The organism is Micromonospora sp. NPDC048843 (assembly GCF_040649965.1).
GTDB classification, from domain to species: domain Bacteria; phylum Actinomycetota; class Actinomycetes; order Mycobacteriales; family Micromonosporaceae; genus Micromonospora; species Micromonospora hortensis.
Map to the genome: position 1 here is coordinate 1 of NZ_JBEZGJ010000003.1, position 19,995 is coordinate 19,995.

Annotated in this window: 16 protein-coding genes; 14 read left to right on the forward strand and 2 right to left on the reverse strand. The window is 71.8% G+C overall.

Annotated features, from left to right (window positions below; all coding sequences use genetic code 11):
- Positions 1 to 144: 144 nt before the first annotated feature.
- The 3 genes from AB0C20_RS01190 to AB0C20_RS01200 all read left to right on the forward strand — a co-directional run bounded on the left by AB0C20_RS01190 (position 145) and on the right by AB0C20_RS01200 (position 2,914).
- The gene (locus tag AB0C20_RS01190; protein ID WP_357566979.1) at positions 145 to 957 is read left to right on the forward strand and encodes a sugar nucleotide-binding protein; all 813 of its coding nucleotides are present in this window, start codon (positions 145 to 147) and stop codon (positions 955 to 957) included.
- Positions 958 to 1,022: 65 nt separating this feature from the next.
- Positions 1,023 to 1,631, forward strand: a complete 609-nt coding sequence (locus AB0C20_RS01195; protein ID WP_357191758.1) for a helix-turn-helix domain-containing protein — start codon at positions 1,023 to 1,025, stop codon at positions 1,629 to 1,631.
- Complete coding sequence (locus AB0C20_RS01200; RefSeq protein ID WP_357191760.1) at positions 1,628 to 2,914, forward strand: MFS transporter; 1,287 nt, start codon at positions 1,628 to 1,630, stop codon at positions 2,912 to 2,914. Before AB0C20_RS01195 ends, AB0C20_RS01200 begins: the two co-directional genes overlap by 4 nt.
- A 39-nt stretch (positions 2,915 to 2,953) precedes the next feature.
- Here the strand turns inward: AB0C20_RS01200 and AB0C20_RS01205 are convergent, their stop codons facing one another.
- Positions 2,954 to 3,694, reverse strand: a complete 741-nt coding sequence (locus tag AB0C20_RS01205; RefSeq protein ID WP_357191762.1) for a GNAT family N-acetyltransferase — start codon at positions 3,692 to 3,694, stop codon at positions 2,954 to 2,956.
- A gap of 140 nt (positions 3,695 to 3,834) precedes the next feature.
- Here AB0C20_RS01205 and AB0C20_RS01210 point away from each other — a divergent pair, with 140 nt between their 5' ends.
- The 8 genes from AB0C20_RS01210 (at position 3,835) to mltG (ending at position 14,206) form a co-directional block, all read left to right on the forward strand.
- The gene (locus tag AB0C20_RS01210) at positions 3,835 to 4,056 is read left to right on the forward strand and encodes a hypothetical protein (protein WP_210784931.1); all 222 of its coding nucleotides are present in this window, start codon (positions 3,835 to 3,837) and stop codon (positions 4,054 to 4,056) included.
- A gap of 74 nt (positions 4,057 to 4,130) precedes the next feature.
- Positions 4,131 to 5,669, forward strand: a complete 1,539-nt coding sequence (locus tag AB0C20_RS01215) for a replication-associated recombination protein A (RefSeq protein ID WP_357191765.1) — start codon at positions 4,131 to 4,133, stop codon at positions 5,667 to 5,669.
- Between the two features lie 2,486 nt (positions 5,670 to 8,155).
- Positions 8,156 to 8,851, forward strand: a complete 696-nt coding sequence (locus tag AB0C20_RS01220) for a hypothetical protein (RefSeq protein ID WP_357189808.1) — start codon at positions 8,156 to 8,158, stop codon at positions 8,849 to 8,851.
- 149 nt (positions 8,852 to 9,000) lie between these two features.
- Positions 9,001 to 9,465 (forward strand): DUF948 domain-containing protein, encoded by a 465-nt coding sequence (locus tag AB0C20_RS01225; RefSeq protein WP_091401858.1) that lies wholly within the window; start codon positions 9,001 to 9,003, stop codon positions 9,463 to 9,465.
- Positions 9,466 to 9,495: 30 nt separating this feature from the next.
- Positions 9,496 to 9,801 carry a hypothetical protein gene (locus AB0C20_RS01230; RefSeq protein WP_091401860.1) on the forward strand — a complete coding sequence of 102 codons (306 nt, stop codon included), beginning with the start codon at positions 9,496 to 9,498 and terminating at the stop codon, positions 9,799 to 9,801.
- On the forward strand, positions 9,798 to 12,476 hold the full coding sequence (gene alaS / locus AB0C20_RS01235; protein WP_357189793.1) for an alanine--tRNA ligase: 2,679 nt from the start codon (positions 9,798 to 9,800) through the stop codon (positions 12,474 to 12,476). Before AB0C20_RS01230 ends, alaS begins: the two co-directional genes overlap by 4 nt.
- Positions 12,477 to 12,548: 72 nt before the next feature.
- Entirely contained in the window at positions 12,549 to 13,007 is a 459-nt protein-coding gene (ruvX, locus tag AB0C20_RS01240) for a Holliday junction resolvase RuvX (RefSeq protein ID WP_112677948.1), read from the forward strand.
- The gene (gene mltG / locus AB0C20_RS01245) at positions 13,007 to 14,206 is read left to right on the forward strand and encodes an endolytic transglycosylase MltG (protein WP_357566980.1); all 1,200 of its coding nucleotides are present in this window, start codon (positions 13,007 to 13,009) and stop codon (positions 14,204 to 14,206) included. The genes ruvX and mltG overlap by 1 nt, the downstream gene beginning before the upstream one ends.
- Positions 14,207 to 14,318: 112 nt before the next feature.
- Here mltG and AB0C20_RS01250 read toward each other — a convergent pair whose 3' ends face one another.
- Positions 14,319 to 14,750 carry a hypothetical protein gene (locus AB0C20_RS01250; protein ID WP_357189788.1) on the reverse strand — a complete coding sequence of 144 codons (432 nt, stop codon included), beginning with the start codon at positions 14,748 to 14,750 and terminating at the stop codon, positions 14,319 to 14,321.
- 271 nt (positions 14,751 to 15,021) lie between these two features.
- Here AB0C20_RS01250 and AB0C20_RS01255 point away from each other — a divergent pair, with 271 nt between their 5' ends.
- The 3 genes from AB0C20_RS01255 to AB0C20_RS01265 all read left to right on the forward strand — a co-directional run bounded on the left by AB0C20_RS01255 (position 15,022) and on the right by AB0C20_RS01265 (position 19,964).
- Positions 15,022 to 15,849, forward strand: a complete 828-nt coding sequence (locus AB0C20_RS01255; RefSeq protein ID WP_357189806.1) for a shikimate dehydrogenase — start codon at positions 15,022 to 15,024, stop codon at positions 15,847 to 15,849.
- Between the two features lie 248 nt (positions 15,850 to 16,097).
- A complete protein-coding gene (locus tag AB0C20_RS01260) occupies positions 16,098 to 17,804 on the forward strand; it encodes a glycosyl hydrolase (protein ID WP_357189786.1) in 1,707 nt (568 codons plus the stop codon).
- Between the two features lie 222 nt (positions 17,805 to 18,026).
- Complete coding sequence (locus AB0C20_RS01265; RefSeq protein ID WP_357189784.1) at positions 18,027 to 19,964, forward strand: hypothetical protein; 1,938 nt, start codon at positions 18,027 to 18,029, stop codon at positions 19,962 to 19,964.
- Positions 19,965 to 19,995 lie beyond the last annotated feature (31 nt).

The following is a 19,995-nucleotide window of genomic DNA, read 5'->3' on the forward strand; positions in this document are numbered from 1 at the left end:
GACGATGCCCGCCCGCGGCTGGAAGGCGATGCTGCGGTCGCGCACTCATCGCCTGGATCTGCCATCGGCCAGCTCCGGGTCTCCGACACCCGTTACCGCGAGATGACGCAAACCTCTTGGTCGTCAGTGGGGGAGTGGGCTGGGATGCGGGTGCTTGTTGTCGGGGGTAGCGGGTTACTCGGGCGGTCGGTCTGTCGGCGGGGCCTCGGGGCCGGGTGGTCGGTTGTAGGGACGTTCCACTCCGGTGAGATCGCCGTGCCGGGTGTCGCGGCGCGCCGGCTGGATGTGACCGACCGGGCCGCCGTGCGTGGGCTGGTCGCCGAGGTGCGGCCGGACGCCGTGGTCGGGACCCCCTATCGGTACGGGGACTGGGCGGTCACCGCCGACGGGGCGGCGCACGTGGCGCTCGCCGCCGCCGAGGTGGGTGCCCGGCTGGTGCACGTGTCCAGCGACGCGCTGCACGCCGGACGACCCGTGCCGTACGCCGACGACGAACCACCCACGCCGGTGCACGCGTACGGTGCCGCGAAGGCGGCGGCCGAGACCGCAGTACGGGCGATCGACCCGGGCGCGGCACTGGTACGGACCTCCCTCATCGTGGGGGAGGGCAGTAAGCAGATTCAGCTCTGCCGGGAGGCGCTCGCCGGCCGGGCCACCCTGTTCAGCGACGAACTGCGCTGCCCGATCGACGTCACCGACCTGGCTGACGCCGTGCTGGAGCTGGTCGCCTCGATGTACGCCGGTGTGCTCAACGTGGCCGGCCCGGACGCGGTCAGCCGGGCCGAGCTGGGGCTGCTGGTCGCCGAGCGGTACGGCCTGGACCCGGCCGGGCTGAGGACCACCACCAGCGCGGCCACCGGTCTGGTCCGTCCCCTGGACGTACGCCTGGATTCCGCGCGCGCCGCCGCCCTGCTGCGCACCCGACTGCGGGGGGTACGCGAAGTCCTGGCACCCTGAGAATCATGCACACTTTCTATGCACAACTCTTGTGCATAGAAAGTGTGCAGAGATAGTGTGCGGTCATGGCGAACGATGAGGCGACCCCGCGGCCGGCACCCCGCGAGGTGCGGATCGACAAGCGGCAGGTCCGGGTGCTGGCACACCCGCTACGGATGCGGCTGGTGGGCGCCCTGCGTGTGAAGGGGCCGGCCACCGCCACCACCCTCGCCGAACTGCTCGGCACCAACACCGGTGCGACCAGTTACCACCTGCGGCAACTCGCCGAGGTCGGGCTGGTCATCGAGGATCCCGACCGGGGCGGTGGGCGGCAGCGCTGGTGGCAGGCGGCTCACGACGTCACCAACTGGGAGCCGACCGACTTCGACGACGACCCCGACGCACGGGCCGCGATCGAGTGGATCCAGGGCGACCAGGTGCGGCTCCTCGTCGAGACCGCCGAGCGCTGGTTCGCGACCCAGCACGAGTGGTCCTCGGCCTGGCGGGACGGCTTCGGCATGAGCGACATCTTCATGACCATCCCGCCGGCCCGGCTGGAGGAACTCAAGACGGAGATGTGGCAGTTGCTGGAGCGCTACCACCGCGAGGCCGACTCCACCGACGCCGTCGACCCGGAGGCCAAGCCGGTACAGGTGTTCATGGCGGCCTACCCGTTGCGCGAGGGTCCGGCATGAGCGCGCTGACCGTACGCCAGGTTCGGCGTCGTTACCTCACGCTCTACGGTCTGCGCTGGCTGCCCACGGGTCTGATGATCCCGGTGATGATCCTGCTGATGCAGGAGCGCGGCCTGTCGCTGCCGCAGATCGGCCTGGTCTCCACGGCGCAGGGGCTGCTGGTGCTGGCGCTGGAGTTGCCCACCGGCGGGCTCGCCGACGCCCTCGGTCGTCGACCGGTGCTGCTCGCCGCCGGTGTGCTGAATCTCGCCTCGCTGGCGCTGTTCGCGGTGGCCGACTCGTTCTGGCTGTTCTTCGTGGTCTGGGCCTTGCAGGGCGTCTACCGGGCGTTGGACAGCGGCCCGTTGGAGTCCTGGTACGTCGACGCCACCCTGGCCACCGACCCGCAGGCCGAGTACGAGCGCGGTCTCGGCTACGCCGGCACCGTCGTCGGTGGAGCCATCGGCGGTGGCGCGCTGCTCAGCGGTGGTCTCATCGCGCTCGGCCCGATCGGGCCGGTCACCGCGCTCACGGTGCCCGTGTTGGCCGCCATCGTCGCGCAGGCGGCGGCGCTCGTCGCGCTTGTCGTGCTGCTTGTCGAAGAGCGGCCGGCCACGGGGTTCGCGGCGCTGCGGGCCTCGGTGGTCCAGGCGCCCCGGATGATCGGCCAAGCCGTCGGCCTGCTGCGTCGTTCCCGGGTGCTGCTGGCGTTGGTGGCCGTCGAGTTGTTCTGGGGCTTCGGCATGGTCACCTTCGAGTCGCTGCTGCCGGTGCGGCTCGCCGAGGTGATCGGCAATCCGGAACGCGCCGCGGTGCTGCTCGGGCCGGCGAACTCGGCCGCCTGGCTCGCCTCGGCCGCCGGCGCGGCACTGACCCCACTGCTGCTGCGCTGGTTCGGCGCCGCCCCGGGTGCGGCAGTGCTGCGCATCCTCCAGGGCGTGACGGTGGTCGGGATGGGGTTGTTCGCCGGGCCGGTCGGCGTGCTGGTGGCCTACCTGGCCTGCTACGCCGTGCACGGCGCGTCCAACCCACTGCACAACGGGCTGCTGCACCGGCAGGTCGACGGACCGTACCGGACCAGCGTGCTCTCGCTGAACTCGATGATGGCGCAGCCGGCCGGCGCGCTCGGCGGGGTGGTGCTCACCGCGCTCGCCGCCGCCACCAGCGTCAGCGCCGCGATGGTGGTCGGCGGTGTGGTGTTGGCCGTCGCCGCCCCGCTCTACCTGCCCGCCTGGCTGGCCGGCCGTCGGGCCGCCCCGGCCGCCGAGCCGACAGCGGGTCCGGTACCCGCCGCCCACAGTTGAGCGAGGGGCCCCTTGTCCGCAAGGGGCCCCTTCCACCGGTCAGGCGAGGCGGATCGAGCTGAGCGGGAGCGTGTTGGTGTAGCCGAGCCGGCGGTAGAGCCGCCCCGCGCCGACGTTGTGCGTATAGACGCCCAGCCCCACCGTGTCGTGGCGCGCCAGTAGCGCCCGGGTCATCCCTGCGGTCAGGGAGGCACCCAGCCCTCGACCTCGTTGGTCGGGGGCGACGGTCAGGCCGGCGACGAAGCCGACGTCGCCCTGGCTGCGGTCCGCGCCGCACGCCACCAACCGGTCGCCGGCCCGGATGCCGTACCAGTCGACCACCCGTGGGTCGCCCGGCCGGGAGGTGCTGCTGGGGAACGACTCCTCGACCAGCGCCGCCAGCGCCGGCTGGTCGGCCTCGGTGAGGCGTACCACCGGCTGCTCGTCCGGCTGCGTCGGTGGCACCGTGTCGGTCCAGTGGAAGTCCCAGTCGCTGTGGTCGGCCACCGCCAGCCTGTCGGCCAGCAGTGCGCGGTCGTGTCGAGGCAGGTGCAGCCGCTGTCCGGGCTGGAGCATTCCGTCGGCGGCGAGCGCGACACAGATCTCCAGCGCCGGTTCGGCCGGGCCGATCGCGCAACCGGCCGGGCCGTACTCGGGCGGGACCAGCCACAGGACGGCGCCATCACGCCGGTACGCGCGCGCCGGTGTGGCCCGCCCGAGCGCGTGTCGGGCGAACGGGTGATGGCCGACGGCGGCCAGGACGGCGCTCCGGTCCTGGAGCACCCGGTCGTCGATGATCATGCGGTCAAGCCTAGGAGCCGGGTGTCGCACGCCTCAGCCGGGCCGTCGCGGCGTGGCCGTCTCCACCGTGGAGATTGGCGAGTCGACCGATTGGGTACATCACGCGCCGACCTACTGGGAACCCCCACCGGAGGACCGACATGCTCGCCATTCTCGCGGCCATCGTTTTTGGCTTTGCCCTGCTGCTCGACCTGCTCGGCACCGACTTCGGCGCACCCGACCTGTTCAACTGGAACACCCTCGTACTCATCGGGTTGCTTCTGCTCTCGCTCTACCTGGCCGGCGTGGGCAGCGGCCCGCGCGGCGGCGGCGGCGGTGGCGGTGGCCGCTGGTACCGGGGCCGTCGCCCCGGGCGTGGCTGACCGGAACCGATCACCGGTGGCGGGCCCGCGGCGCGATTCCGGCGTCGTGGGCCCGGCCCGGTACTGTCTTCGTGATGGAGTCCGACGCCCTCTTCTCCCTCGGTGAACCCGCCGGGTCGCGCAGCGCGCCCGACGGTCCCGCCGGTGTCGACGGCTTCACCGCGGTGGCCGACGATTCGCCCCTGCCCGTCCGGATGCGCCCGGTGACCCTCGACGAGCTGGTCGGGCAGGAGCACCTGCTGGCTCCCGGCGCACCCCTGCGGCAACTGGTCTCCGGCGGGGCTCCGATGTCGGTGATCCTCTGGGGCCCGCCGGGCAGCGGCAAGACCACCATCGCGCACCTGGTGGCCGGAGCCACCGACCGTCGATTCGTCGCCATGTCGGCGCTCTCCGCCGGCGTGAAGGACGTCCGGGCGGTGATCGAGGCGGCGCGCCGCCAACGCCGTTCCGGCGGCCCGCAGACAGTGCTCTTCATTGACGAGGTGCACCGCTTCAGCAAGACCCAACAGGATTCGCTGCTCGCCGCCGTCGAGGACCGCACTGTCACCCTGCTGGCGGCGACCACCGAGAACCCGTACTTCTCGGTCATCTCACCGCTGCTGTCGCGGTGCGTGCTGCTCACCCTGCAACCGTTGGACGACGAGGCGGTGCGGGGCCTGCTGCGCCGCGCGGTCGTCGACAAGCGTGGCCTGGACGGCGCACTGGCCCTGACCACCGAGGCCGAGGACCACCTGGTCCGGCTGGCCGCCGGTGACGTCCGTAAGGCACTCACCGCCCTGGAGGCGGCGGCGGCCTCCGCCACTGCCCTGGGTGGTGGGCGGATCGACCTCGCCACCGCCGAGCAGGCCGTCGACGTGGCGGCGGTGCGCTACGACCGAGACGGCGACGCCCACTACGACGTGGTCAGCGCCTTCATCAAGAGCATGCGCGGCTCGGACGTGGACGCGGCGGTGCACTGGCTGGCCCGCATGCTGGTCGCCGGTGAGGACGCCCGGTTCATCGCCCGCCGTCTGGTCATCTTCGCCAGCGAGGACGTGGGCATGGCCGATCCCGGGGCGCTGAGCGTGGCGACCGCCGCCGCGCACGCGGTCGAGTACGTCGGGTTGCCCGAAGCGCAGCTCAACCTCGCCCAGGCGGTGATCCACCTGGCCACCGCGCCCAAGTCGAACTCGGCCACCACCGCCATCGGCGCCGCCATCGCCGACGTCCGGGCCGGGCGCGGTGGCTCGGTGCCGCGAGGTCTGCGCGACGCGCACTACGCCGGCGCCCGAGGGTTGGGCCACGGGACCGGCTACCGCTACCCGCACGACGACCAGCGCGGCGTGGTCACCCAGCAGTACGTCCCGGACGACCTGGTCGGCACCGACTACTACCAGCCCAGCCCGCACGGTGCGGAGCGGTCGGTGGCCAGCCGGTTGCCGCTGCTGCGCCGGATCGTGCGTGGTCTGCCGGCTCCGGCCGCGCGCCCGCAGACGCCGACATCCGAGCCGTCCGTAACGGCGCAGACCGCGCCAGCGCTATCCCCGGGGGCCGCCCGTCCGACGACGGGCACGGATGCCTCCGGCACGATGCAGGACAGCGGCACCGACGCCGCAGGAGAGGGTCAACAGTGAGATCGCGTGGTGGGGACCGCCCGGACGAGGGCCCGGACGAGCGGCGCGATCCCCGCGCCAAGACCCGCCGTTGGGGTCGCGGCCGGCCGGCTGAGCCCGAGCCGGAGGAGCCGGTCGCCGGCGAGGAGTTCGGCTGGATCGACGACCTGCGCTCGGCCAAGCAACAACGTACCGAGCTGGGCCCGGACGGCGCACCCGCGGAGCCGAACCGGCCCCGTGGGGGCATGCCGCCGGCAGACCCGGCCGGGCCGCCGGCACAACCCACCCCGCCTACGCCGGGAGAGCCGGCCGGTGCACGCGGCAGTGCGCCGGAGTCCTCGGCGCCGCCGGCCCCGCGCCAGAGTGAACCGGGCGGTGCCGCCGCCCGTCGACCGGTCGACGGGCCCTGGCCCGGAGAGACGCCGCCAGCGGGTCGTCGCCCGGACAACCGACCACCCGCCGCCGGCCCCGCACCCGGGCAGCCGCCGCGCCGCGGCGTGCAGCCGGTGCCCGGCGCCCGCGCCGCCGTTCCACAGTCGCCACCCGCCGCTCGCCCGGGCGGGGGTGACCCGGCCGGCCCGCAGGGGCCTCGTCCGGCACCCGACGCGCCCGCCCGTCCGCGTGGTGCGGCAGCCCCTCCCGGCCCACCCGTGGGCCCACCGACCTCAGGCCCCCCGGCCGGTCGTCGCCCGGACGCCCCCGCTTCGCCGGCCCGACGTCCGGACGCCGCTGTTCCGCCGGGCCGTCATCAGGAGCCCGCCGCACCCGGCGGTCATCCCGACGCCATGCCGCCGCTACGCCGTCCGGATGCTGGTCCGCCGGTCCGCCGACCCGGCCCGGAGCAACCTGTCGAACCCGGCCGTGCCCGGCCGCCCGCCGACGGCACGCCCGCCGGTCGCCGCGCCGCCAGCTCGGCACCCGACCCGGCGCGCGCCCCCGGAGCACCCGCCGCCCCCGGGCCGGCCCGCTTCGACGGCGCGCCGGGTGGCGTCGTGCCGCCGCCCGCGGACGGCCTGCGGCCCGACCCCGCCATCGACCGTGACCCGCGTACCGCCCGGCGTCGTCCGGGACCGGCCGACCCCGGTGCGCCCGAGCCCGCCGGGCGCGCGTCCGAGGGGCCCCGTCCGACAACCGGCGGGCGTCGCCGCGCCGCGGAACCCGACGAGCCGGTGGTGCCCCGCTCGGGCAACGCACCACCGGTGCCCGGCTCGGGCAACGCGCCGTCGGTGCCCCGCTCGGGCAACGCGTCGTCGGTGCCCGAGGCGACCGGAGCGCACAGCGGCGCCCTGCCCACCACCGGCCCCGCCGACGGCACCGTTCGCCGCCGGGTCGTCTCCGACGAACAGGAACGCCGAACCCCGCCCGGCGGCGAACCCCGCCCGGAGCGGCCGGACCGCCCGGAGCGGCCCGCGGACTGGCTCCGCCAGGCCGGCCGCCTGCCACACACCGACCCCGGCCTGCCGGTGGTCAACCGCCGAGACGGCGGTCCGCCGGCCGGGGGTCGTCGTCCGGGCCCGCCCACCGGGTCGGGAGACCTCACCGACCAGGCGTCCGGTCGGCTCGCCGTGCCCGACCCGGTCGCGGAACGCACCGCCGCCCGCCGGCCCGCCGGCCCGCCGGTCGACCCGGGCGCGGACGCACCGACCGGTCGTCGTGGCGTCCGGCCCGACGCGTCGGGATCCACCGGAGAGCAGGCCCTGACCTACCCCCCGCCGCCCGGTGACCGGCCCGCCCGTGGGCGCGGCGCTGCGGCGGTGCCCACTCCGGACCCCACCGGCCAGCGCGGCCGTGCCGTGGCGGGGCACGGCCCGGACGCACCGCCCGCCACGGATCCGACCGCCCGGCGACGGCGCGGACCGGCCGAGCCCGGCCCCGGCGGTCCGGCTGCCCCCGGTCGACAGGGGCCCGCGAGCGACCACGGCGACGACCCCTATGCCGGTGGTCGACCCGGCGCCGGTCCCGCTGCTCGGGGCGCGGCCCGCTCCGTCCCACCCGGCCGGGCCCGCCCCATCCCGGGCGACGCGCCGGCACCCGGCACCGGGCGTCGTGGCGCTGACGGCCCACTGCGTCCCGGCCCGGGTGGCGAGGCGGCACCCCGGGACGCGACCCGTCCGGACGGTCCGGCCCGCGCGGCGGTGCCGCCTGGTGTGGATGGTCCGCCGCGTTCTGGCGTGGATGGTCCGCCGCGTTCGCGTCCGGACGGTCCGGCTCGTGCCGCCGTCCGCCCACCCGGCGGGCAGCCGCCAACCGACGACCGGACGACCGGTGAGCCAGGGCCGACCCGTGGTGCCGTACCGGCCGGGCGACCCGCGCCGGCCGACCGTGCCGCCGGACGTGCCCTGCCTCCGAATCGGGAGCCCGGTCGTGCCGAGCCGAGCGGTGTCGCGCCCGTGCCGCCGCCCGGACGCGCCGGCGAACCCGTCGGCGTGGCCCGCGCCGCCGCCGTGGTTCCCGCGGTGTCCGGCCCGGTGGACCGGCCGGAACCGGAGCCCTCCGACGGGCCGGCGCTGCGCTCGGCCGGCCAGGACGCGCCGGACGACGACGCCGCACCGGGTGCCCGTTCCGAGGAACGCCGGCAGACCCGTGAACGACGTCGCCTGCGCGCGGCGGTGTTGGTGCTGGTCAGCGTCGTGCTGCTCGGCGCGGTGCCGCTCTTCTTCGGGATCCGGACGCTGAGCCGTGACCCGGTCTTCGACAACCTGGACCAGCTCGGCGTGCCCGCCTGGGCGGCCGCGAAGACTGTCGACGACGTCAGCGGCAGTCGCTGGTGCCTGCTCGACTGCCGGCTGCGTGAGCGCACCGTGACCTCGGAGAAGGCGCCCAAGGAGACGGCGCAGGTCTACGAGGACGCGCTGCGCCGGGACGGGTGGCAGCCGTGGAAGGTGAGCCGCTGCCCGGAACAGCAGACGAAGGGCACCTACACCTGCTGGCGTCGCGACGAGTTGACCCTCGACCTGTGGGTACGCGAGCCGACCTGTGTGCCCCCGCCGGTGGACGGCGAGCCGGCTGTCGTGCCGTCCGGCGACCCGTCGGCCGCTGCGACCGACTGCACCGGCTCGTTGGTGTCGGTGAAGGTGCGCAATGCGATCGACGACGAGCGGACCAGGCCGCAGCCGACCACCGACCCGTCACTGACCGGTGAGGATCCGTTCCCAACTGTCAGTGCGGATCCGCTGGGTGAGCCGACACCCTCACCGTCCTGAGCCGGTCTCCATCACGGACGGTAGGGTCTGGGGCTGGCGGGCGCGCCCGCTGCCGGTGACCGCCGACGGCTCGGCGGCCGGTACGGGTGGCATGGTTGTGCGTTCCGGGGACGTCGGGTCCTGCGGAACTCTGCTTGAGGAGGACAGGCGTGGGCGACTTTGGAGCGATCGCGGCGCTGATCGCGGCATCCGCGTTCGCGGTGCTGGTGCTCATCCTGACGCTGCCCATCCTGCGGCTGCGGCACACGGTTGACGCCACCACCCGCATGATCAACGACCTGAACGATCGGACCGCGCCGCTGCTCGGTGACGTGAACACCACTGTGAAGAACGTCAACACCGCGCTGGAGCAGGTGCAGACCTCGCTCGACGGTGTGAACCTCCAGCTGGCGAAGGTCGACACCATGACCAGCCACGCGCAGAACGTCACCGCCAACGTCGCCAACCTGGCCACCGTCGTCTCCGCCGCGGCCGCGAACCCCCTGGTCAAGGTGGCCGCGTTCGGCTACGGCGTGCGTAAGGCCGCCGCCGGCCGCCGGCACGCCGAGACCGAGCGCGAGGTACGCGACACCATCAAGCAGCAGCGACGGGCCGCGCGACGCGGCAACAGCTGATCGACCCGGCGCACCAGGAGGTAGCGGGACATGAGGCGCTTGTTCTGGCTCGGCATCGGGGTGGCCGTCGGTGTGATCGTGGTCCGCAAGGCGACCCGGACCGCGCAGGCGTACACGCCGGCGGGGATCGCCAGCTCGCTGACGGAATCCGCTGGCGGGCTCGTCGAGTCGCTGCGTAGTTTCGTGGAGGACGTCCGGGTCGGGATGGCCGAACGCGAGCAGGAGATCCACCACGCGTTCGCCCAGGGCGAGGCGTTCGACGACAAGTTCGCCGACCTGCGGGAAGACCCGCGAATCGGCGATCGAGAAATCTTTCCGGAGGAACACCAGCGATGAAGACGGCGGAGATCAAGCGGCGGTACCTCGCGCACTTCGAGGCGAATGGCCACACCGTGGTGCCGTCCGCTCCGCTGCCCGCCATCAGCGACCCGAACCTGCTGTTCGTCAACGCCGGCATGGTGCAGTTCGTCCCGTACTTCCTGGGCCAGCAGACGCCCGCGTACCAGCGGGCGGTCAGCGTGCAGAAGTGCATCCGTACCCCGGACATCGACGAGGTCGGTAAGACCAGCCGGCACGGCACGTTCTTCCAGATGAACGGCAACTTCTCCTTCGGTGACTACTTCAAGGCCGGCGCGATTCCGCTGGCCTGGGAGTTGTCCACGAAGCCGATCGCCGAGGGTGGTTACGGGCTGGATCCGGAGCGGATCTGGCCGACTGTCTACCTCGACGACGACGAGGCGTACGAGATCTGGCGGTCGGTGGGGGTGCCGGCCGAGCGGATCGTGCGCCGGGGCAAGGCGGACAACTTCTGGTCGATGGGCATTCCCGGGCCGTGCGGTCCGTCGTCGGAGCTGTTCTACGACCGGGGCCCGGAGTACGGCCGTGAGGGCGGCCCGGCGGTCGACGAGGACCGGTACATGGAGTACTGGAACCTCGTCTTCATGCAGTTCGAGCGGGGTCCGGGCACTACCAAGGAGGACTACCCGATCCTGGGTGACCTGCCGGCGAAGAACATCGACACCGGCATGGGCCTGGAGCGGATGGCCTCGATCCTGCAGGGTGTCGACAACCTGTACGAGATCGACGAGGTCCGGCCGATCCTCGCCCGGGCGGCCGAGCTGACCGGTAAGCGGTACGGCGCCCACTCCGGGCATGTGGCCAGCGAGTCGCACCCGGACGACGTCCGGCTGCGGGTGATCGCGGATCACGTGCGGACCGCGCTGATGCTGATCGGCGACGGGGTGACCCCGTCCAACGAGGGTCGCGGGTACGTGCTGCGCCGGATCATGCGCCGGGCGATCCGGTCGATCCGGCTGCTGGGCTGGCAGGACCGGGCGCTGCCCGAGCTGCTGCCGGTGGCCCGGGACTGCATGGCGCCGTCGTACCCGGAGCTGGCGACCGACTTCGACCGGATCGCGGATTACGCGTACGCGGAGGAGGAGGCGTTCCTGTCCACCCTTCGGGCCGGCACCACGATCCTGGACACCGCGATCGCGGAGACCCGCACGGCGGGCGGCTCGGCGCTGTCCGGGGCGAAGGCGTTCCAGCTGCACGACACCTACGGCTTCCCGATCGATCTGACCCTGGAGATCGCCGCGGAGCAGGGCCTCACTGTCGACGACGAGGGGTTCCGGCGGCTGATGGCCGACCAGCGGACCCGGGCGAAGGCGGACGCGCAGGCCCGCAAGACGGGGCACGTCGACCTGTCGGCGTACCGGTCGGTGCTCGACGCGGGTGGTCCGGTGACGTTCACCGGGTACAGCGAGGTGTCCCGCGAGTCGACGGTGCGGGCGCTGCTCGGCGCCGACGGCCCGCGTCAGGCGGCGACCGAGGGCGACACCATCGAGCTGGTGCTGGACACCACCCCGTTCTACGCCGAGGGCGGTGGGCAGCAGCCCGACCAGGGCATGATCACGGTTGGTGGCGGGCAGGTCGAGGTCCTCGACGTGCAGCAGCCGGTGCCCGGTCTGATCGTGCACCGCGCCCGGGTGATCCGGGGTGAGGTACGCGCCGGTGAGGCCGGCTTCGCCGAGATCGACACGACGCGACGTCGGGCCATCTCCCGGTCGCACACCGCCACGCACCTGGTGCACCAGACCATGCGCAACTTCCTCGGTGAGTCGGCCACGCAGGCGGGGTCGCTGAACGCCCCCGGTCGGCTCCGGTTCGACTTCAACACCCCGACCGGGGTGTCGCCGAGCGTCCTGCGCGACGTGGAGCAGCAGGTGAACGAGGTGCTCCTGGCCGACCTGGAGGTGCACGCCTTCATCACCTCGTTGGAGGAGGCGCGGCGCATCGGCGCGATGGCGCTCTTCGGCGAGAAGTACGGCGAGGAGGTGCGGGTCGTCGAGGTGGGGGACTACGCCCGGGAGTTGTGCGGCGGCACGCACGTTGCCCGCTCGGCCCAGCTCGGCCTCGTGAAGATCCTCTCCGAGTCGTCGATCGGCTCCGGTGTCCGCCGGGTCGAGGCGCTGGTCGGCATGGACGCCTTCGGCTTCCTGGCCAAGGAGCACCTGTTGGTCTCCCGGCTGGCCGAGCTGTACCGGGTGCCAAACGATCAGGTCGCCGATCGGGTGGAGCAGACGGTCACCCAGCTTCGCGACGCCGAGAAGGAGCTGGAGAAGCTGCGGGCCCAGCTGGTGCTGGGTGGTGCGGCGGCGCTCGCGGCGCAGGCCAAGGACGTGCGCGGGGTGGCGTACGTGGGCACCGAGGCGCCGGAGGGCGCGGCCGGCAACGATGTGCGGACTCTGGCTCAGGAGATCCGCGGCAAGATCGACCCGGCGCGGCCGGCGGTCGTGGCGGTGGCGGCGCGGTCGAACGGCAAGGCGTCACTGGTGGTGGCGGTCAACGCTGCGGCGCGCAGCCGGGGCCTGGCCGCGTCGGATCTGGTGAAGGCGGCGTTCTCCGGGCGCGGGGGAGGCAGCCCCGACCTGGCCCAGGGCGGCGGACTGCCTGCGGCCGAGGCGCCGAACCTGCTGCTCACCGTCGAGAAGGCGATCACTGAGGCGTGATAGATCATCACTGTGAGTCAGGGCGGGCCGATTGGTCCGCCCTGGTTCGTACCCGGCCGGTGGTGACCGTCGGTGGCTGAGCTGACGCGCGGTGTGCGGATCGGCGTGGATGTCGGTCAGGTGCGGGTGGGCGTCTCCCGCTCGGATCCGGACGGGATCTTGGCAACGCCGCTGGTCACCCTGGCCCGCGATCTCACGGCGGCGCCGGACGCGGTGCCGAGCGACCTCGCCGAGCTGGCCGCGTTGGTGGCCGAGCACGAGGCCGTCGGGGTTGTCGTCGGTCTTCCGGTCAATCTCGCCGGCAAGCACGGTCCTGCGGCCGTCCATGTGAAGGCGTACGCTGACCGACTGGTCGATGTGATAGCGCCTGTCCCGGTAACGCTCACTGACGAGAGGATGTCGACGGTGGTCGCTTCTCGTAGGCTTGCCGAGCGTGGCGTCCGAGGTAAACGTCAACGTGCGGTTGTCGATCAGGCAGCCGCGGTGGAGATCCTGCAGAGCTGGCTGGACGCGCAGCGGAGGCGGACGTAATGATCGACGATCTGGATCTTGGGTTCGACGAGCCGGAGCGGGGGGAGAAGGGTCGGCACCGGCGCGGCTTCCGCAAGGGCAAGGGCAAGGGCGGGTCCGGCGGCGGCCGGGGCAAGACGTTCCTGGCTCTGCTGATGGCCCTGCTCCTGTTGGGCACCATCGGCGGCGGTGCGTTCTACGGCTTCGACCGTATCCAGAACTACTTCGTCACCCCCGACTACGACGGCAGCGGGACCGGTGAGATCACCGTCGAGATCAAGAACGGCGCGCTGCTCGCCGACATGGCCGACGCCCTGGTGGCGGCCGACGTGGTGAAGAGCCAGAAGGCGCTCATCGAGGCGGCCGACGCCAACTCGCGCAGCAAGAACATCCAGCCGGGCACGTACAAGCTGCGCAAGCAGATGAGCGGCGCGAACGCCGTGACAGCGATGCTCGACCTGAAGAACAAGATCGTCAACGGGCTGACCATCCCCGAGGGCCGCACGAGCTTCAACATCTACAAGCTGCTCTCCGAGAAGACCAAGATCCCGGTCAAGGACTTCCAGGCCGCCGCGAAGGACCCGGAGGGGCTCGGCGTCCCGGACTGGTGGTTCAAGCGCGGCGACGGCAAGAAGAGCGTCAAGTCCATCGAGGGCTTCCTCTTCCCGGACACCTACGAGATCCCGCCGAAGTCCACCGCCGAGAGCGTCCTCAAGCTGATGGTGAACCGCTTCCTCTCGGTGACGGGGGAGATGAAGTTCGCCGACCGGGTGCAGGAGGAACGCAAGGTCAGCCCGTACGAGGCGCTGATCGTCGCGTCGCTGGCCCAGGCCGAGGCGGGCAACAAGGACGACCTGGGCAAGGTCGCCAGGGTGGCCTACAACCGCGCGTACGGCGAGTTCGACTGCAACTGCCTGGAGATGGACGTCACTGTCAACTACTACCTGGAGTCGATCGGTAAGCCGACCAAGTCGTCCAAGCAGATGACGGCGGCCGAGCTGGACGACCAGAAGAACCCGTACAACCGCAAGCTGCGGGGCATGATCCCCACCCCGATCAACAACCCGGGTAAGCAGGCCCTGGAAGGGGCGATGGACACGCCGACCGGCAAGTGGCTCTACTTCGTGGCCATCGACGACAAGGGTCACTCCGCGTTCGCCGATACGTACGAGCAGCACCAGCGCAACGAGGCCAAGGCTCGGGAGGCCGGCATCATCTGACCGGCCGGGTCACGCCATAAAGGCTCCCTTCCCATTGCGACCGCATTTATGGTCGCTGTCGGGAAGGGAGCCTTTTACGGTTCAGCCGTGACGCGCAATTAATGCGCCATTGTCAGTGGCTCGTTCCGGTCCACGTGCCGGTGCGCGGGTTGAGGAACGTCCACACGCCGTTGCTGTTCTGCTTGCGCAGACCGAACGTGCGGTTGTAGCCGTAGTAGAAGTACCCGGTCTGGGTGCTCGTGTCGAACCCGGTGTTGCGGTTGACAGCGCCGTACGCCTCACCCCAGGTCTCCGGCCCGACCGAGCCGTCGATGCCGACGTTCATCACGTCCTGCCAGGTCCTGGTCTTGGCGGCGGTGTTGGAGCCGAACTCCCCGTCGATGAAGCTGGTGCCGACGTTGCCGCTCAGGTCGTCGGCCCAGACGATGGCCTGCCAGAGCCGCACGATGTTGCCGCTCCGGACGCAGGAGCTGGACTGGCACAGCTGGTGGTTGTCGGACCAGCTGCCCGCAGCGGCGTCCGCCCGCGCGGGTGCGGCGGTCATCAGCGAAAGGCTGAAAACCGCGGCAATCGCGATAAGGGCACGGAGAATGCTTTTGTTCAAGGTTTCCCCTTTTTCGATCGGCGCTTCCGTCCCCGGAATGCTTTCACCAACGTCGATGTGGGTCAAGCGATAACCCGGTCGCGCAGGGTGGCTGCGGAGCCGGTTCCCTGGTGCCCGGGACGGGGTGCTGGGTACTGTCGATTCCGACGTGTGCGGGAGAGCGGGGAAATGATGTCGACTGTGACCGGGCCACCGGCGGCGACCGGCGGTGATCGTGTCGACCCGTAGGGCCGCGGTGCTGGGCAAGCCGATCGCGCACTCCCTCTCGCCGGTGATCCACACCGCGGGTTATGTCGCAGCAGGGCTGACCGGGTGGTCGTACACCCGGATCGAGTGCGCGGCGGCGGAGCTGCCGGATCTGGTCGCCGGGCTGGGCCCGGAGTGGGCCGGGTTGTCGGTGACCATGCCGGGCAAGGAGGCGGCGCTCGCCGTGGCCGACGCCGCGTCGCCGGTCGCCGCCGCCGTCGGCGCGGCCAACACGTTGGTACGCCGCACGGACGGCTCCTGGTACGCGGACAACACCGACGTCGCCGGCATGGTGCGGGTGCTCACCGACGCCGGTGTGACCGCCGGTGCCGCAGTGACGGTGCTCGGCGCCGGCGGAACGGCCCGCGCCGCGCTCGCCGCCGCCGCGCAGCTCGCGTGCTCGTCGGTGACCGTGGTGGCCCGCCGACCCGAGGCGGTCGACGAGTTGCGCCCGGTGGCGGAGGCGCTGGGTGTCGCGCTGACGCCCGCGCCATGGGGCGACGCACCCCGGCGGATCGCCGGCGCCGACGTGGTCGTCTCCACGGTGCCGAAGGGGGTCGCCGACCCGCTGGCCGGCGCGGTGGCCTGGCGGCCGGGTGCGGTGTTCTTCGACGCGCTCTACGACCCGTGGCCGACCCCGTTGGCGACGGCCGCGAACGTGGCCGGTCGCCGGATCGTCTCCGGGCTGGATCTGCTGCTGGCCCAGGCCATCGGGCAGTTCGAGCAGTTCACCGGCGTGACCGCGCCGAGGGCGGCGATGGCCGCCGCGCTGACTGCCGCTCGCGCCGGCTGACGGACCGAACAGGCGGTCCGGCCGGGGTCGCCGATGGTCGCCACCCGTTCCGGAAGCGCTGGCGATGCGCCCGTTGACTCCGCGCGTGATCCCCGGGCAAGGTGTGTGGCGGGCTTCGGCGGCCAGAGCCCCGAGGCGGTTTCTTAGCTGACGGTTAAGACGCGCTTACGGGAAACTGTCCTACCTGCCACATGTCCTGGTCATCGATACGCTGCTCACCGTTACGGACGCAGACACAGGGAGTTTCCTTGACCAGGCACGGACTGCACCGCATCACCCGGTTCCGTTCTGGACCCCGGCGTAAGGCGATTGCCATCGGCGTGGTCGGCGGTTCGGTGGTGGCCGGCATCGTGGCGACCATGATGCCGCTGCTGGCCAGCGACGACCTGTCGATCCGGGCGGCGGCCGACACCACCGCCACCGCGGTGTCGCAGGACGGTGACAACGCGGCCAAGTCGACGCTGGCCACCTGCGCGACGCGCTGCGACGGCAACCCGCGCGGTGGCCGCGAGGCGGTCATCGAGTTCGCGGTGACCACGGTGCCGTCCACCGCTGTCAACATCCGGGCGACGCTGCGGGTGCACGCCTGGCAGCAGTTCGCCGCCACGGTGACGGCGCACGCCTCGCCGCTGAGTGCCCGCGAGTCGCGGCCGCCGCTGACGTCGGCCGGTGCCGCACTGGACAGCGTGACCAGCGTGTCCAAGGGCTTCAACGAGTGGGACGTCTCCAAGTTGGTCACCGGCAACGGCACCTGGACGGTCTCGTTGGCGCAGAGCGGCCTGGAGAGCCGGATCTACTGGGCGTCGGTCGAGAACCGCAACCCGGATCTGCGACCCAGCCTGCTGATCAGCTACGACCTCGGGTCCCGGCCGTCGCCGGGGACGCCCACCCGGCCGGCGCCGCCGCCGTCGCCGAGCGCGTCGCCGACCACCGCCGCGCCGAAGCCGTCGCCGACAATCGCCCCGACCCGGACGGCGACCCCGAGCGCCAGCGGCACCCTCCCGTCCGGCAAGTGTGGGTCCGTCTCGGACAAGCTCGTCCCGTCCTGTGGCGCCTGGTGGGGCATGTACTCGCCCGCCGGAGCGGCCGGCGGCTGGGATCACGGCAAGGCCGTCACCGACGTGGAGACGCAGGTCGGGCGCAAGTTCGACATCGTGCACCGATACCACGACTTCTCCAACGCCGGCAGCAACGGCGCCTTCCCCGACATGTACGAGTCGCAGCAGATGCGCGAAGGCCGGTTGATGTTCTTCGCCTGGGAGTCGCGTGACTTCTCCGCCGGCACCACCCTCAAGTGGTCGGATGTCTACGGCGGTAAGCAGGACGACACCATCGACGCGGTCGCGGGCCGGATCCGTGCCGCGGGTGTGCCGGTCTTCATCGGCTTCGACCACGAGCCGGAGGACGAGCCGAACAAGGGCAGCGACGCCGACTTCGTCCGGGCCTGGCGCTACGTCCACGAGCGGTTCGCCAACGCCGGTGCGACAAACGCGGTCTGGGTCTGGACGATGATGGGTTGGTCCGGGCACTACTCCCGGTACGCCGGCCTGTACCCCGGTGACCAGTACGTCGACTGGGTGGCCTACGACCCGTACAACTTCCACGTCTGCAACGGCAGCACCGTGTGGAAGAGCCCGAGCACGACTGTCGGTGGCTTCTACCGGTGGTTGGACGACAACGGCATCGGTGCGGGCAAGCCCCGGATGCTCGCCGAGTTCGGCACCAACTTCAACTCCGCCGACCTGGGTGCCAAGCAACGCTGGTTCCAGGAGTTCCCGGCGGCGCTGAAGGCGCACCCGAAGATCAAGGCGGCGATCTACTTCAACTCGGCCGGTATGACCAGCCGCACGTCGACCTGCGACATGACGATGAATCACGACGCCTCGGCGGTGGCCGGCTTCGCGCAGGCCGGACAGGACCCCTACCTGCGGCAACCCACCGGAGGTAAGCGCTGACGTTCGAAACGGGCTGACCGGACGGCGTTCGTCGGGGGGTCGGACATCCGATCCTCCGGCGTTCTGTCGGCTTGCGGATTCATGCACCGCCCAATCGGCGGATTTTGTTAACCAGGCTGGACGAGGCACGCTACCTCGGGTTCTCATCCAATCTGGAGGCGCAGCGTGCCCAAACTCTCGCACTTGTGGCGTTTTGCAGGACGACGTCGTACTCGGGCGGGGATGGTCGCGTTGGCGATCATCGCCGCAGCTCTGGGCGTGCCCACTACCGCGTCGGCCGCTGTGGTGCCGGTCCCGGCCACGGCGACCCTGGTGTCGGCGAACCCCGCCGACGCGACCCCGCACGCCCGAGACGGTGAGACCCGTGCCTTCGCGCAGGTGGGCAACACGGTCTTCGTCGGCGGCAGCTTCACCCAGCTCCGGCAGACCGCCAGTTCCGCGTGGGTCACGCAGCGCTATCTCTTCGCGTACGACCGGACCACCGGCACCATGTCGACCACCTTCCTGCCGGTGCTCGACGGCGCGGTCAACACGCTCCTCGCCGGCCCCGGCGGCACGCTGATCGTCGGCGGCACCTTCAAGAACGTCAACGGCGTCTCCCGGAAGAACCTGGTGGCGCTCAACCCGTCGACCGGCGCGATCATCGACAGCTGGGTCGGGCGTTCCGACGGCGGCACGGTCCGTGACCTGGCGCTGCACGGCAACTGGCTGTACGTGGCCGGCGCGTTCAACTGGCTCAACGGCACCGCGCACGCGGGTCTGGGCCGGCTCAACGCGACCACCGGCGCGATCGACCCGAGCTTCAGCATCGACGCCACAGTGGGACGGCACGGCACCACGTCGTACGTCTGGACCATCGACGTCGCGCCGGACGGCGACACCCTTGTCGTCGGCGGCAACTTCACGCTCGTCAACGACCTGCCGCGCAACCAGATGGCGTTGGTGGACGTCTCCGGGACTCCCACGCTGCTCGACTGGAGCACCGACAAGTTCGTTGCGCCGTGCGCCTCGCCGACGACCTTCGTGCACTACGTGCAGGACGTGAAGTTCGGTGGCGACGGCAGCTGGTTCGTGGTCGGCACCAACGGCGGCGCCGGCTGGCCGGCCGCGTACTGCGACGCCCTGGTCCGCTTCGAGACCGCCGCGCGGGGCACTGGCCTGCTCGCCACCTGGGTCGACTACACCGGTAACGACACCATCACCTCGGTCGAGGTGGCGGACAACGTCATCTACCTGGGCGGGCACTTCCGCTGGGTCAACAACCCGAACGCCAGCGACAACGCCGGTCCGGGTGCTGTCGACCGGCTCGGCATCGCCGCCGTCACTCCGGCGACCGGCATGCCGGTGAACTGGAACCCGCGCCGTAGCGGCAGCGCCTCGATGCCGTCGGGCACCAGCAACTGGGGTTCGTCGGTGCCGGTGCTCTGGCGCGGCTCGGACGGCCTCTACTTCGGGCACAACTCCGATGGCATGGGCGAGGAGTACCACGGCCGGCTCGGCATGTTCCCGCTCGCCGGCGGACGCACCTTCACCCCGAAGAACCCGCCGTCGGCCACCACCGGCAACCTCTACCTCGGCACCGCCTCGGGCACCGTGGCGAAGGTGCCGTTCAACGGCACCGCGCTGGGCACCGCGACCACTGTCAGCCAGCCCGCCTACACGGCGGCCGGCGCGACCTGGCGGGTGGACGACCGGATCTACTGGTCGCACGCGGTGGCCGGCACGCCCACCGGCAGTCGGATCGACATCTCGCTCTTCAACGGAGGCGCGATCGGCTCGCCGTGGGAGGCGTCCGGCTACAACGACTGGTACAACCCGGCGTTGCTGACCGGCGCCTTCTTCCTCGACGGCCGGCTCTACTACACCCGCACCGGGGCGAACAGCCTCTACTACCGCTACTTCGAGATCGACGGCAACTACCTGGGCGCCACCGAGTTCGCCCTGCCGACGACTGGCGTGACCTGGTCCGCGGTGCGGGGCATGGCCTGGGTGGGCGGTCGGATCGTCTACGGCTCCACCGACGGCGCGCTGCGGAGCGTGCCGTTCGACCCGACGGCCGCGCCGAGCGCCGCTGTCGACGGCACGACGGCGACAGTCGTCAGCAGCGCGACGCCCGAGTTGTCCTGGTCTACTCCATCGACATTCTTCTCCGTACAGTAAGGGTCAACCGTTCGTAACGGAGCATCGGTAG